This is a genomic window from Sporolactobacillus spathodeae (assembly GCF_016908935.1).
GTDB lineage: Bacteria > Bacillota > Bacilli > Bacillales > Sporolactobacillaceae > Sporolactobacillus > Sporolactobacillus spathodeae.
Genome location: NZ_JAFBEV010000008.1, coordinates 16,935 through 31,262 on the forward strand (window position 1 = coordinate 16,935; position 14,328 = coordinate 31,262).

General features: G+C 41.9%; 12 protein-coding genes and 1 pseudogene. All 13 read right to left on the bottom strand.

Going from position 1 to position 14,328, the window contains the following annotated elements; genetic code table 11:
- Positions 1 to 388: 388 nt before the first annotated feature.
- On the bottom strand, positions 389 to 1,000 hold the full coding sequence (locus JOC27_RS05710; RefSeq protein ID WP_205006058.1) for an alpha/beta hydrolase: 612 nt from the start codon (positions 998 to 1,000) through the stop codon (positions 389 to 391).
- A 28-nt stretch (positions 1,001 to 1,028) separates the two neighbouring features.
- A complete protein-coding gene (locus JOC27_RS05715; protein WP_205006059.1) occupies positions 1,029 to 1,637 on the bottom strand; it encodes a flavin reductase family protein in 609 nt (202 codons plus the stop codon).
- 23 nt (positions 1,638 to 1,660) lie between these two features.
- Entirely contained in the window at positions 1,661 to 2,596 is a 936-nt protein-coding gene (locus JOC27_RS05720) for a ring-cleaving dioxygenase (protein WP_205006060.1), read from the bottom strand.
- A gap of 311 nt (positions 2,597 to 2,907) precedes the next feature.
- A complete protein-coding gene (locus JOC27_RS05725; protein WP_239529928.1) occupies positions 2,908 to 3,345 on the bottom strand; it encodes a MarR family winged helix-turn-helix transcriptional regulator in 438 nt (145 codons plus the stop codon).
- A 322-nt stretch (positions 3,346 to 3,667) separates the two neighbouring features.
- On the bottom strand, positions 3,668 to 4,489 hold the full coding sequence (locus JOC27_RS05730) for an aldo/keto reductase (RefSeq protein WP_338062777.1): 822 nt from the start codon (positions 4,487 to 4,489) through the stop codon (positions 3,668 to 3,670).
- Between the two features lie 268 nt (positions 4,490 to 4,757).
- On the bottom strand, positions 4,758 to 5,783 hold the full coding sequence (locus tag JOC27_RS05735) for a LacI family DNA-binding transcriptional regulator (RefSeq protein ID WP_239529901.1): 1,026 nt from the start codon (positions 5,781 to 5,783) through the stop codon (positions 4,758 to 4,760).
- 99 nt (positions 5,784 to 5,882) lie between these two features.
- Positions 5,883 to 7,265, bottom strand: a pseudogene (locus tag JOC27_RS05740) (glycoside hydrolase family 1 protein).
- Between the two features lie 141 nt (positions 7,266 to 7,406).
- Positions 7,407 to 9,263 carry a beta-glucoside-specific PTS transporter subunit IIABC gene (locus JOC27_RS05745; protein ID WP_205006062.1) on the bottom strand — a complete coding sequence of 619 codons (1,857 nt, stop codon included), beginning with the start codon at positions 9,261 to 9,263 and terminating at the stop codon, positions 7,407 to 7,409.
- A 73-nt stretch (positions 9,264 to 9,336) separates the two neighbouring features.
- Complete coding sequence (rpiB, locus tag JOC27_RS05750) at positions 9,337 to 9,780, bottom strand: ribose 5-phosphate isomerase B (RefSeq protein WP_205006063.1); 444 nt, start codon at positions 9,778 to 9,780, stop codon at positions 9,337 to 9,339.
- Positions 9,781 to 9,783: 3 nt separating this feature from the next.
- Entirely contained in the window at positions 9,784 to 10,443 is a 660-nt protein-coding gene (locus JOC27_RS05755; RefSeq protein ID WP_205006064.1) for a ribulose-phosphate 3-epimerase, read from the bottom strand.
- A 645-nt stretch (positions 10,444 to 11,088) separates the two neighbouring features.
- Complete coding sequence (locus JOC27_RS05760) at positions 11,089 to 12,285, bottom strand: M20 family metallopeptidase (RefSeq protein WP_205006065.1); 1,197 nt, start codon at positions 12,283 to 12,285, stop codon at positions 11,089 to 11,091.
- Between the two features lie 34 nt (positions 12,286 to 12,319).
- Positions 12,320 to 13,345 (bottom strand): ABC transporter permease, encoded by a 1,026-nt coding sequence (locus JOC27_RS05765; protein WP_205006066.1) that lies wholly within the window; start codon positions 13,343 to 13,345, stop codon positions 12,320 to 12,322.
- Positions 13,342 to 14,094: an ATP-binding cassette domain-containing protein gene (locus JOC27_RS05770; RefSeq protein WP_205006067.1), complete on the bottom strand. Its 753-nt coding sequence runs from the start codon at positions 14,092 to 14,094 to the stop codon at positions 13,342 to 13,344. The genes JOC27_RS05765 and JOC27_RS05770 overlap by 4 nt, the downstream gene beginning before the upstream one ends.
- Positions 14,095 to 14,328 lie beyond the last annotated feature (234 nt).

Consider the following 14,328-nt stretch of genomic DNA (forward strand, 5'->3'; position numbering starts at 1 on the left):
ATCGGAATAAATTTTACATATTGGCAAATAATCCAAACATTACTAAAGCAAAACCGACCCATATAAATTCTCTCCCACCTAACATTCCTCAACAGGATGTTTAACTTAGACCCAATGATCCCCAAGTTCAGCAACAAAAGAATGAAACGTCAAATAGCCCACACCGAGTAAAAAACGATGTGAGCTTGATTTTTGCAGCTGTCCGGAATACTTGGATAGTAACTCATCGAGGACCTCGCCGGGGGTTGCAGCAAACGCCCTTATTAACGAATCGATGCGACAGATCAATCCATTGATGAGAGGTTCTGACAAAATGAATCAGTAAATAAAAGAATCTGCCGCGTACCATCATCTAGAAAGGTTTGTATTAATGGAGGCGCCGACGCCATTACTTATCAACGAACGCTTGGTACCAGCTTGCGGCAGCTTCTGCCTCAACTTGTGTGAGCATATGGCCTTGGTGCCCCCAATGCAGGGTTGTCTCTGCGTGGGCGGATTCAAGCAAGGTTTGCAATTCGTTGGTTTCGTTCACGGAACAGATGGGATCATTCGTGCCGGCGGCAATGAACACCGGTGTCCCGGTCAAATCCGGTAGCGCGATGCCTCTCATTGGCACCATCGGATGATGAAGAATCGCGCCGCGAAGAGAGTGGCGCAGATGAAAAAGCAGGCTTGCTGCGATGTTCGCACCGTTCGAATAGCCGATTGCAAGCACATTTCCCCGATCAAACGCATAGGTTTTGGCTGCCTCGTCAATAAACTGGTTCAGTTCATGTGTGCGAAAAATCAGATCTTCTTCATCAAAAACACCTTCCGCCAAGCGACGGAAAAAGCGGGGCATGCCGTTTTCTAATATTGAGCCGCGAACGGTCAGAACCGACGCTTCAGAATCAATCAACTCGGCCAGCGGTAGCAGATCCTTTTCATTGCCACCGGTACCGTGCAGGAGGAGCAGTGTTGGTTTGGCGGGATTACTTCCCTTAAGAAACAGATGATGCATTTTGAATCTCCTTTCATGATACCTGTGGTTATGTTGGCCGCTCGATTGCGAAAAGTTCACCGATTTTGGCATAATTTGCACCTGCGAGTCGGCTCACAGCCGCCAGTTTTCTCGGATCAATTCGCCCATGATCATAGATGTCCTCCTGAATATGGTATTGGACAATTTTCCCGATGATCAGATCACAAGTCGGCCCGGATTCGTCTCCGAGTTCAATTACTTTTTCGAGTACGCACTCAAAACGAATTTTTGCCTCCTGAATACCGGGAACGGCAATTTTACTACTCGCAACAGGGGTTAGCTGCGTCGCATCAATTTCACTTTGATCCGGCGCCAGTCGCGCCGCTGTTTGATTGATCGAAGCAACATTTTGTTGATCCACAATATGAACGACAAATTGCTTGGATTCGATAATATTTCTCGCTGTATCTTTTAAATTGCCTTCTGTTCGCTGAACGGAGACAGAGAGCATTGGCGGATCAGCGGCGACAATATTGAAATAGCTGAAAGGCGCGCCGTTTAAAACCTGATCGCTGGATAAAGTCGTTACAAAGGCGATTGGTCTCGGAATCACGCTGCCAGTCAGCAATTTGTAATTTTCTTTTTGCGTAAGTGTTGCAGGATCAATAGAAAGCAATGTACCTGCTCCTTTCCTTGCCGTCAGTCCAGTGTTCGAACGGCGATCGGCTGCAAAATTTCTTCCAGTCGCGGACGCAATTCCTCATACTGCGGCGGCAGCATCAATTTTTCACCCAGCCTATCCTTCGCCTCGTCAATGGCGAATCCAGGGCCATCTGTAGCCATCTCAAAGAGAATGCCGCCAAACTCCCGAAAATAAATCGAATGAAAATAATTACGATCCTGAACAGGCGTCACGCCGAACCCATTAGCCTCAAGATATTGCTTCCATTCAAGCTGGTCCGTATCATCCTGAACCCGGAAAGCAATGTGATGAACCGTTCCGACCCCCATGCGTCCGCGTTCCGAAGGCGTCTGCTTCACATCAATGACATTGCCGAGATCGGCCTCACTTCGGAAACGGATATAGCCGTTTTCTTCGCCGAGGCGTGCAAGACCCATTACCTTTTCAAGCAGCTTTCCAGTTTGTTGCGGCTGAATGGAGCCCAGAACAGCGCCGCCGAATCCCTTTATTGCCGCATCTGATGTAATGCCACCGAAGTGCCAGGTGCTGGCTGTCCCTTCGTCACGCGCGACTAGTTCAAGAGCGATCCCATGTGGATCATGGAATTGCAGACTCTGCTCGCCAAAACGCATTTCTTTTGAAAAAGCAACGTCAAACCGGGCCAGTCGCGTTTCCCAGAACGTCATAGACCCTTTGGGAATTACAAACGAAGTCACGGCCACTTGACCGTCGCCGACTTTTCCTCTGTGTCCACCATCCCATGGAAAGAAGGTGATGGCTGTTCCCGGGCGTCCGTCTTCATCCCCGAAATAGAGATGATACGTTCCCGGATCATCGAAGTTAATCGTCTTTTTTACTAAGCGAAGACCGAGAATACCCGCGTAAAAATCAACATTTTGCTGCGGATTGCCAACAATGGCTGTGATATGGTGAATACCTGCCGTTTTTTTCATGAATCAATAACCTCCTCGGTTTCTTGGGCTTTGCCTAAGAAAAACTTGGCTAACGCCATGTCTTTTTTTGCAAAAATTGCGCTCCGGTCGCTCGCTTGCCGCGGGCAGGACGGAAGCCTCCTCATACAGGCTGGAATCTGCGGGGTCTCATTGGGCTCGCTTTTCCCGCAAGGCGTCTCGCACCTGCGCTCCATTTTTTGTGCAAAATCTTATACATTCTTATCTCTTAAAAAATCCAATAATGAGTCAATGGCCAACACATTATTTTTAATTAATATATTACTAATTCGAGACATATAGTTAAAAATAAATCAGTGCTCTTTTGCATAGAAACCGAGTTTCTTTAACTGCTGAATCATAGTCACCTTTTCTTCGTCATTTAACCCGCCCAGCAACTCATGAATCGCTTCTGAATGTTTTGGAAAAACGCGATCGATGAACTGTTTGCCTTCATCCGTTATTTCAGCATACGTGACCCGGCGATCATCGGAACAAGGTCTGCGTCTGAGGTAATTTTTCTTTTCCAGCTTATCAACGACATAAGTAATGCTGCTGCTCGCAAGTAAAATTTTCTCACCGATTTTCTGAATCGGCTGTGCCCCTTTATGATCCAATAGTTCAAGTACCGCAAATTCCGTCGGATTCAATCCGTACGTTTTAATTTCTTTCTCAACCTGCCGGGTAATTTCCTGCATCGCGCGCGAAAGGACAACAAAAAGCTTTAAAGAGTTATTTAGCCCACTGTTCATAAAATCACCAATTTTCATATATCTCGAAGTCGAGATAATCATAACGTGATCTACACCCTATGTCAATCATTTTGACAGTTAATAAATCGGATCAGGAACACCCTATATTTTTTCCACTTTTCAGCAGAAGATTCACCCAGAAAATACTTAAGAAAAATTGGGCTGCATCAAGTCTTATTTTTGTAAAAATTGCGCTCCAGCTGCTCACTTGCCGCGACTTTCATGTCTCTAATCAGCAACACCAAACATAAAAAACGCCCGATCGATCGCCTTTATGACCATCAATCGGACGTTTCATTTTATCTACAACACTATTAATTTTTTATACCGTATCCGGGTCGGTGTTATTGCGTTTGTTCTGGTTAATCGCGTCAATTGCCGCAATATCGCTTGCAGACAATGTGAAGTCAAAAATAGCGGCGTTACTTTCAATATGTGCTTTCTGCGTGGAACGTGGAATCACAATAATATCATTTTGAATCGCCCACCGTAAGATGATTTGCGCCGGCGTCTTGTCATATTGAGAAGCAATCTTCACAATCACCGGATTATCGAGAACGGTGCCCGTCCCAAGCGGTGAATAGCCTTCGATTTGAATGCCTTGCTGTTTGCAATACTGCCGCAATGGCTCCTGCGAGAGCAGTGGATGGAGTTCAACCTGATCAACAAACGGGACAACGTCCGAAACTTCCTTTAATGATTCGATATGATGCGGGTGGAAATTACTGACACCAATCGCCCGAACGCGTCCTTCCTGATAGAGCTTCACCATGGCCTTCCATGATTCCTGATAAACGCCAGTAATCGGCCAATGGATCAGATACAGATCGAGATAGTCCAAACCAAGTTTCTTCAGACTCGTGTCATAAGCTCTCAGAGTTGATTCGTAGCCTTGATCGTCATTCCATAATTTCGAAGTAATAAATAACTGATCACGCGCAATGCCAGATCGGCGAATCGCCTCGCCGACCCCACGCTCATTATGGTACCGTTCCGCCGTGTCAATCATGCGATAGCCCGCTTCCAAACCGTTCAGAACCGAATGAATCACGGGCTCCCCATCTGGCACACGCCATACGCCAAGACCAAGTCCTGGCATGGTCACACCGTTGCGCAAAGTTATTCTATCATCGAGAGAGTGAATCATTAGTGCATTCCTTCTTTCTTTAGTCTTTTGTCCACTAACCTAAACAACATCTATAGTACATGAAAAAAATGAACTTACAAATTAAAAAGGACCCAGATTTCCCCAGGTCCAATAACAAACTATCATGCACTGAGAATGATGTACACGTCCGTTTCACAGAAGCGATAAGCTATCAAATTTATCTAAGGAAATTAAGTAGAACCAATTGAACCACATAAGTGTTTATTAGATAAACATTCCTTTATTTTAGTTAATTCTCTAGAAATCAAACTGATTCTCTTAAAATAATACTGGTAGGAATCATCTGACACTTTTCAGTGGATGTCATCATCTCCGAATTTATTAATTTAAGTAAAATATCACAGGATACCTTTGCTAATTGATCAATATCTTGTTTCACAGATGATAACGACGGCGAACTGTAAGTACATAATGGATCATCATCAAAGCCAATGATTTTGACGTTCTCAGGTACCTTCCATCCGAAATCTTGGCAAGCCTTCATCGTTCCGAAAGCCAAGCGGTCATTAACTGCAAATATTCCGTCATATAAATTACCATCCCTAAAACTCTTTAAAACATGAAGTTTTACTTCTTCGGGCTTTGTTTCTTTGTCATTAATTTTAATTATTCTGTTTGGGTTGCAAGTCAATCCATTTTTCTCAAGTGCATCTTTAAACCCTCGTAGCCGTTCTTTTGAAGAATAGAGATTTTCATGACTGATTATGATCCCTAGCTTTTTACAACCTTGTTTAATCAAGGTTTCCGTTGCTAATAAACCTCCATGATAATGATCGGAACTGATAAAGACAGCATTTTCAGTATTTTTAGGTTTACGGTCGATACAGACCGTGAGTGTTTGTGTTTGAATGACTGACGTATCAAATTCTTGGTCACCTGAGATGATTAATAATCCATCAACCATTTTTCCTTCTAACGTTCTCAAATATGCCATTTCTTTATGCTCATCTCTGTCTGTGTTACATATAATTACTGAATATCCTTTAGAATACAAATATTTCTCCATTCTCAATACAACAGACGAAAAAAAAGCATTACTAATATCTGGAACGAGCACACCTATTGTAAAGGATTTTTTCATTCTAAGACTTTTGGCAACATAATTCATACCATAATTATTTTCTCTAATCACTTTCATAACCCGTCGCCTGGTCTTTTCAGAAAATCTGCCGTTGTTATTAATTACTCTTGAAACTGTTGCAGGAGAAACCCCACTAAGTTCGGCAATCCTTTTAATAGAAATTTTATTTTCATCATTACCATTCATCATTTCAGCACATACTCTCTAGTCGTTTATTTTTTTCTTTATATTCTATATATAACAACATACAAATGATAACGCAATTAAACGGTTTCATTAATAGATACCCTATTGGTGGTGCTTCACATTCCATGACAAATTCGCTCCATTGGACGCAATCACCTGTTGATACCAATAAAAACTATTTTTCCTGTATCGATGTTGCGTCTTATTATCTACATAAACAAAACCATATCGTTTATCAAAGCCTTCTCGAGTCGAATACAAATCGGTTGCCGACCATACTAAATAGCCAATGATTTGTACCCCATCATATTCAGCCTCTTTCATTGCCTGAATGTGGCCAGCTAAATAATTAATTCGATAATCATCATTCACTTTTCCATTCACCATTTGATCACGATGACCAAGTCCATTTTCTAAGACTAGGATTGGTTTTTGATAGCGATGGTAAAAATCCTCCAAGCAATGTTTAAAGCCATAGGGATCTTTATTCCATCCCCATTCGGTCTGCTTAACATAAGGATTTAATGATTTAAGTGTTTCCATATCGAAACGTCTGTTAAGATCAGCACTGCCTATAGCTGTAGACATATAGTAAGTCAACGATAGGAAATCCGGATTGACATCCGATATTATCGATAAGTCTCCATCTCTAATCGTATTGTGAATAATTTCTTTTTTGAAATTATTCAAATAGTGCTGAGGATAGCGTCCCCTGCAATAAATATCTCCAAACGAATAACCGATTCTTTTAGCGAATAGATCAGCTGCCTTCACATCCTTTGGATCACACGTTTTTGGATAAACACATACATTTCCGATATTGCATCCAGCTTTAGCCATAGGATCAACCTGATGAATCTGCTTAATAGCTTGAGCATAGGCCAGATTGAAATGATGTTCCAGAAGAAACAGTTCGTCGAGATTTTTGGCTTCACTGCCCGTGATGTATTTTGCATCTAAGGTTAAAAGATTCTGTTCATTAAAAGGTACCCAACACTTGACTCTTCCTTTAAATCGAGAAACAACAGTTCGTACATAGTTGAGATAAGCATGAATACATTGACGGCTCTTCCATCCTTCATATTTTTTTAGTAGAGCAAGAGGAAGATCATACGCTTATAAAGTGACAACCGGCTTAATTTTATATTTTTCCAGTTCCCTTATTACCTTGTCATAAAAATTCAAGCCTTGTTCATTAGGCTCAGAATCATCACCGTTAGGAAAAATGCGTGACCATGCGATTGAGAATCTGTAGATCGAAAAAACCATTTCCGAATAGAAAGCAATATCCTCTTTGTATTTTGAATAATGATCCGAAGCAATACTAAACTGATCAAAGCTGTTGACCGAAGGTGCATCTATAATGAAGCGTTCATCTGCAATAGATAAATCTTTCCCACCTTTATTTGCTCCTCCTTTAAACTGCTGTGCATTAGTTGAAGCCCCCCACAAAAAATTTTTTCTAAATGGTGCTGATTGTCTCATACAATCAATCCTCCTAATAAAAGAAGACTGCTCTTGGATTAAAGTGCAGTCTTCTTTTTAGAAATTTTTATCGCCTCTCGTATTTTCAATCAACTACATTTATATTTCTAAGATTGAGCTTTAGATACTTACTGGGATTATTTATTCAGTGAGTGCCTCCATTACAACTGACCCTTGTACTTGTTTTCCTTTTTTTAACAGTTGAACATCCTTATAGTCTTGAGTATTAGTTACTATCACTGGCGTGCTTACATCATAACCAGCCTTATGAATAGAAGCCAAATCAAATGTAGTTAATAGTTGACCCTTTTTAACATTCTCTCCCTGTTTAACATGGCACTCAAAATATTTCCCCTTTAATTCAACCGTGTTGATACCAATATGAATCATTACTTCTGTCCCGTTCTTTGATTCTATACCGATTGCATGATGAGTGGGGAAAAGTACTTTAACCGTTCCATCAAAGGGTGCATAGACCTTTCCTTCTTGCGGTTCCACTAGAAATCCTGATCCCATACTTCCATCAGCAAATGCCGGATCTTTACTTTCCTTAAGTTCCTTCACCTCTCCTAGTATCGGAGTACTGATGAATTGTTGATTTACTGCAAGACTCACGTTCTCAGTTACTTGGTTTTTCTCTATATCTTTTGATTCTTCATCAAATCCTAGAATCATGGTTGCTATAGCGGCTACAATAAAGCAGATGGCTAAGCCAAGGGCATAATATACAAATGTCTTACCAACAAATGCGGGCAATGTTGTCAATCCGCCAAAAACAAAGGCATAGGCTTTCGTCTGCATACCGCCCATAAACGCTCCACCTACAGCACCACCAATGACTGCACCAATCAATGGTCGTTTATATCTTACGGCTACACCATAAATTGCTGGTTCTGTTATACCTGCAAAGAAAATGGACAAAAGAGCCGACATGGTATAGGATTTAGTCTTCTTATTTTTCGTTTTCAGAAAAGTTCCTAGTGTTGCCCCAGCCATACCAAAGTTAGCCGCACCTGTTAACGGAACGATTTTATCAAATCCAAGCGTACTAATATTCATGATCATAATTGGGTTTACTGCCCATTGAAGACCAAATATTACAAAGACGTTCCAAACTCCCCCAATCAGCGCACCCGCAATCCATCCGTTTGATTGAATTAACCAGTTAATAATTCGTGCGATGCCCTCACCGGTATATACACCAAATGGTCCAAATAACCCTGCTGTGATAGGCACCATAATAAAGAGTGAAATAAGTGGTACAAATAAGAGTTGCAAACTTTCAGCAATATGATTTTTTAAGAATCGTTCAAGATATGAAAGGCACCAGATCGCCAAAATTGCTGGAATAACTGTTGAGGTATAGGTCATTGTTACGATAGGGATCCCGAGAAAATGTGTAATTACGCCATTGCCATGAGTCCCCATAATATTAGTAAATTCCGGCATAATAAGCGCACCCATCACTGCAACTGAAACATACAAATTAGCACCAAAACGTTTAGCAGTTGTGAACGCTAACAAAATAGGGAGAAAGTAAAATACTGATGTTGAAGCTGCCGTAAGAATATGATAAGTACCCGATTTATCCGAAAGCCAACCCAATTGTGTACTAAGCAAAACAAGTCCCCTTAGAACACCAGAGCCAGCCAAAAGTGGCAGTAATGGTGTGAAGATCCCAGCGATAGTATTAAAAACTCGCGCAATGATCTTGCCATCATCTTTTGATACGTCGTTCCCACTTTTTTCACCAGCAAGCCTTGTCCCCCTTATTAAATCCTCATATACATTGGGAACATTGGGACCAATAACAACCTGAAATTGTCCACCTTTTTCAACAACACTTAGAACTCCTTGCAGAGCCTCAATTTTATCTCTCTTAACGACATCTCTATTCTTTAGCGTCATTCGAAGTCTAGTTGCACAATGAGTAATTGTATTGATATTTTCTTCCTGACCAACCAACCCCAGTATTTTTTTACCCAAATTATCTGCCATCATTGTCATCCCTTTCACAATATTTTATATACAAACAAAATAATTTCTACTAAAAGTAAAGCACCACTATTTATTATTGCTCCTCTTCAATGGCTGAGAGCATGTTCACACGACGTCCATGCCGGCCACCTAAAAATTTAGCATCAAGCCATTCTCTAACAATCATCTTAGCAAGTTCCTCACCAATAACACGTGATCCAAAGGCCAGTACGTTGGTGTTATTGTGTTCCCGTGAAAGTTTTGCACTATATGGTTCACTGCAGACAACCGCTCGGATACCTTTAACCTTATTTGCCGCAAGTGAGATGCCAACACCTGTTCCACAAATGACAATTCCGAGGTCAGTTTCGCCTGAAGCTACCATCTTCCCAACTTTTTCTCCATAAATCGGATAATCCGTTCGCTCATTTGAATTTGTTCCTGAATCTACTGTTTCATGACCTAATTCATGTAAATAATCAACAATCGCTGGTTTTAAAATGAGTCCGACATGGTCATTCCCAATAGCAATTTTCATCCTTTATACCTCCTGCTGTTCTTTTAATGAACGAATGATTTCACTATAATTTTTTCCTTTTCCAAATAGGGCTGACGTGCCTAGAACAAAACCAGTAACCCCTATGGCACCTAGTTCATTAATCTTCTCTAAAGAGATCGCTCCATCAACAACAATTTCAAAGTTAAAATCGCAACAAAGCTGACTAAGTTTTTTAATTTTTGTATTGACAAATTCGAGATATTTTTGTCCCGCAAAACCAGGATTAACTGTCATTACCAATACTTGATCTACTAGTGGCAATAGCTCATTGATTGAAGCAATAGATGTGCCTGGATTAATAGCAATTCCTGCTTCTGCACCGCACTGTTTAATTTGATTAATGATCCGTGCAGAATGCGGTGTAGCTTCAGGATGAAAATAAACACGTTTTGCACCTAATTCCACAAACATTTTTATATATTTTTCTGGATGATAAATCATCAAATGTACATCAAGCAACTTATCTGTATGGTCGGCAATCGTCTTATAATCCTCTGGACTAATACCGAAATTTGGAACAAATGAACCGTCCATTATATCCATATGGAATCCATCAATTTCTGAAATTGAAAGCTTTTGAGTCTCTTCAGACAAATTATCGAATTCTGCACACATCATTGAAGGGTACAATTTCCTTTCCATAGCGTAATCTCCTCTCATTATTTTAGGGTAATCGTTTGCTCACTTCTACAAAAAAATAAGGTCTTTTCGAGTAATCGATTTCTCAAAACTGTAAAAATAAGCACTTGAAAATTTCAAGAAGTCATCTGCTCATAAAAGCCAAAAGGTATTGAGAAAGTTGAGTAATCGTTTTCCCTTAACCGCATTTTTATAATAATACAATTATCAAATTTTGTAAAGCGTTTTCATTTTTTGTTCATTTTTTTAGATGCCAACACATCCTATAACATCGTAAGTGTCATATAACCCACACCAGCCGCTGATACAGGAATTATTGGTACCTAGTTTTGGACGAAAGTTAATGGGATTCGTTAATCTAGGATGGGATAGAAGCTCCCAAACAGAATAAAACGTGTCGCATCATTAATAAAGAGTACTGGATATACTCATAGATGTACTGTTTCTTTCACGTCATCACATGATCTGCGTGATAATAAATAGTTGAGCGCCGTAGCTTAAATGTCTTGCATTTAGGATCTATTCAGTCCCTTCTCCATAGTTGGACATTTCTTAACGATTGTGATGAACTTAAGGTATTGATTGGTAAAAAAAAAACAACCCGCACCTATCAAAGGGAGGGGCTGCGATCTGTTCAAAAATCGTATTTCAATTTTCTTGCGAGACGCCGAGATACTCAAGCGCTAAAGCCATGTAGAAGACGATTGCGTCATAAAATTTATCGATAGCCACCCACTCATTGGGCTGGTGTGCTTGATCGGGGTTGCCAGGGCCAAAAATCAAAATGGGCAAATTCGGTTTGACTTCAATAAACTTTGAACCGTCGGAGTAATAGTTGGCGCCTCCAAAATGAGACGATTGATTCATCGTTTGGCTCAGAATATTTGCGGATAATTGGATAAAGGGGTCGCTTGGCGATGTACTGACGTAATGCATGTTGTTCAGCACGTTCACTTCATAGGTTATCTGTAGTTTCTCTGATAGCGCAGTCAGAATTTGTTTCGCTTGCGCATATACATTTTGAGCCTCTATTCCAGGAACTGTCCGGAAGTCGACGGTTAATTGACAGCTATCGGCGACCATATTCGGCGCAATGCCACCCTTAATGACGCCAAGATTAAGCGTCGCATGGCCTAATAAAGGATCGCTGACCGGATGATCAATCTTAAAGGCATTGATAAATTCATTCATCGCAGAAATGGCGCTGATCCCTTTATCCGGCCAACCCGCGTGCGCGGTTTTTCCATTGATAATCACTTCCAGCCACAAAACACCTTTATGGGCAATGCATAATTGATTATTTGTTGGTTCGCCAATCACCATTGCTGTCGCTGATTGGACGGCCTGCTCTTGAATGGCTAAGCTTGCCCCTTGTCCATCGACTTCTTCTCCTGCCGTCCCCAGGAAAGACAAGTCTCCCGCAAGCTTTAGACCGGATGCCGCAATTTGTTCCATGGCGATGAGCATTGCGGCCACACCGCTTTTCATATCTGATGTGCCGCGTCCAAATAATTTCCCTTCTTTTTCAGCGGCTCCCCATGGATTGTCATCCCATTTTTGATTGCCGATTGGAACAGTGTCCAGATGTCCGCTGAAAATCAGATGTTTTTTATCTGCGTCATCTCTAGCGTCTGCATTTTTGAGGGAGACAAGTATATTCTCTCGATTATCCGCCAGCGGTGATCGCTGAATCGTAAGCGGACTACGACGCATTTTTTCTTCAATCAGGGCCGCGACTTCAGATTCGTTACCCGGTGGATTCACGCTGTTCACCCGAACGAGGGCCTTTAGAAAGGATAAGGCTTGTTCTCTATCGATACCGTTTCGGAGTTTCTCTAATTCCAAGATTCTCACCTTCAATAAGATTACTCGAGAATGATTATTTTCTTTTCACACCGCGTCCGCTGAAAAAGTATGTGTTCACAATGACGGCGACCAATAAAACGGTGCCCTGTACAATCTGAATAATATACGGAGAGACGTTCATCAGCGTCAATCCATTATCGATCACACCGATCAGGAAGACACCGAATACCGACCCGAGCATGGTACCAATGCCGCCGAATAAGGAGGTTCCGCCAAGCACAACGGCAGCAATGACATCCATTTCAAATCCGGTGCCGACGTTTGATGAACCGGACCCAAGCCGTGTGGCCAGAACAATGCCCGCAAATGAAGCGGCGATACCACTGAACATATAAGTCAGCATCTTGATCTTTTTGATTGCGACACCGGCTCGGCGTACGGATTCCTCATTGGAACCGATTCCGATGATATAGGTACCGAACTTTGTTTGCGTCAGAACAACCCACCCAAACACAACGACGAAAAGAGCAATGAGCGCCGCGACAGGAATATTCAGAAATCGCCCCTGGCCAATCGCATTCAGCCAGGCACTGCCGTTAATGCTAATCGAATAGCCGCCAGTAATTAATAAAGCTAAGCCCTGAATATAAATCATCGATGCCAATGTGACAATGAAAGGCGGAATGCGCAGATAAGCAATCACGACCCCATTGACTAAGCCAACAACAGCGCCAACAAGCAGAACAACGAGAAATGCTTCAAAACTCGTCAATCCCGCTTTCAATAATACAGCAATGAGCGCGCTTGCCAGTGACAGAATGGAACCAACCGAAAGATCAATGCCGCTCGTGGTGATAACCAGAGTCATCGCCACACAGACAATTAAATTAGCAGCGAGCTGTTGCAGCAGGTTCAGCACATTCCCCGTTGTCGCAAAAGCATTACTAAAGAGAGAAAAATAGAGAGACAGAACAACCAACACGGAGAAAATGCCAACAATTTGCTTATTCTTAGCGATCCAGTGTTGCAAAGGATCATGGGTTTGTTTTCCGGACGAATAGCCTTTTCTTGGTGCCGCTTCTTGTTTCAAGCCAATCATGAATGAACCTCCTCGTTCTCAGCGGTAATCGATGCAACAAGTGATTCCATTGTAAAATCTGAAATGGGGCGATTATCAATAATTCTTCCTTCATAAAGGACCGTAATCCGATCGCAGACTTCAAAAAGATCACGAAGGCGATGCGTAATGAGAATGACACTGACACCTGTGCGCTTCACTCTTTGAATCAATTCAAGGACCATACGGACTTCTTTTACACCCAGAGCTGCCGTCGGTTCATCCATAATCAGCACTTTCGGGGAATAGATGACGGCGCGAGCGATCGCTACCGACTGCCGTTGTCCCCCGGAAAGATTCTCAACCGTTACATAGGTTGATGGAATTGTGACGCCTAATCGATCGAGTTCTGTTTTGGCTTGTTCATGCATCTTTTTCTGATCGATTAATTGATTAAAGAAATGGACGGGTTCTCTTCCCAAATAAAGGTTGCTGGCAACGTCCAATGTATCGCATAAAGCAAGATCTTGAAAAATCGTTTCAATTTGATGCTTTTTTGCGTCTTTCGGGCTATTTAATTGGATCGGCTGGCCTTCGAATTTCATGGTGCCGCTATCCGGTATATGAACACCGCTTAAAACCTTCATTAAGGTTGATTTACCGGCTCCATTATCACCGACCAATCCAAGAACTTCACCTGGGTATAATTCGAGATTCACGCCTCTTAGCGATTGTATTTTACCGAATGATTTTTTTATATCGCGCATTTCAATTCTTGGAATAGAAGCCATGCAAATCCTCCTTTTATCAGAAAAACTTGGCATAGCCAAGTCTCTTTTTGCAAAAATTGTGCTCCGGCCGTTCGCTTACCACATGCGCCACGCGTCTCCCTCAAGCAAACTAGAATCTGCGGGGGCTCGCTTTTCCCGCAAGGCACCAGAACGCCTTCGCTCCATTTACGTGCAAATGCTTATACTTTCTAAACGGGTGCTAATCATCGACTAACACCCGTTCTCTATTCTTAT

Bases quoted from the DNA above. Each gene is read 5' to 3' on its own strand.
- JOC27_RS05710 (WP_205006058.1), bottom strand. From the start codon at position 1,000: ATGCATCATCTGTTTCTTAAGGGAAGTAATCCCGCCAAACCAACACTG.
- JOC27_RS05720 (WP_205006060.1), bottom strand. From the start codon at position 2,596: ATGAAAAAAACGGCAGGTATTCACCATATCACAGCCATTGTTGGCAAT.
- JOC27_RS05725 (WP_239529928.1), bottom strand. From the start codon at position 3,345: ATGAACAGTGGGCTAAATAACTCTTTAAAGCTTTTTGTTGTCCTTTCG.
- JOC27_RS05735 (WP_239529901.1), bottom strand. From the start codon at position 5,783: ATGATGAATGGTAATGATGAAAATAAAATTTCTATTAAAAGGATTGCC.
- JOC27_RS05745 (WP_205006062.1), bottom strand. From the start codon at position 9,263: ATGGCAGATAATTTGGGTAAAAAAATACTGGGGTTGGTTGGTCAGGAA.
- rpiB (WP_205006063.1), bottom strand. From the start codon at position 9,780: ATGAAAATTGCTATTGGGAATGACCATGTCGGACTCATTTTAAAACCA.
- JOC27_RS05755 (WP_205006064.1), bottom strand. From the start codon at position 10,443: ATGGAAAGGAAATTGTACCCTTCAATGATGTGTGCAGAATTCGATAAT.
- JOC27_RS05765 (WP_205006066.1), bottom strand. From the start codon at position 13,345: ATGATTGGCTTGAAACAAGAAGCGGCACCAAGAAAAGGCTATTCGTCC.
- JOC27_RS05770 (WP_205006067.1), bottom strand. From the start codon at position 14,094: ATGGCTTCTATTCCAAGAATTGAAATGCGCGATATAAAAAAATCATTC.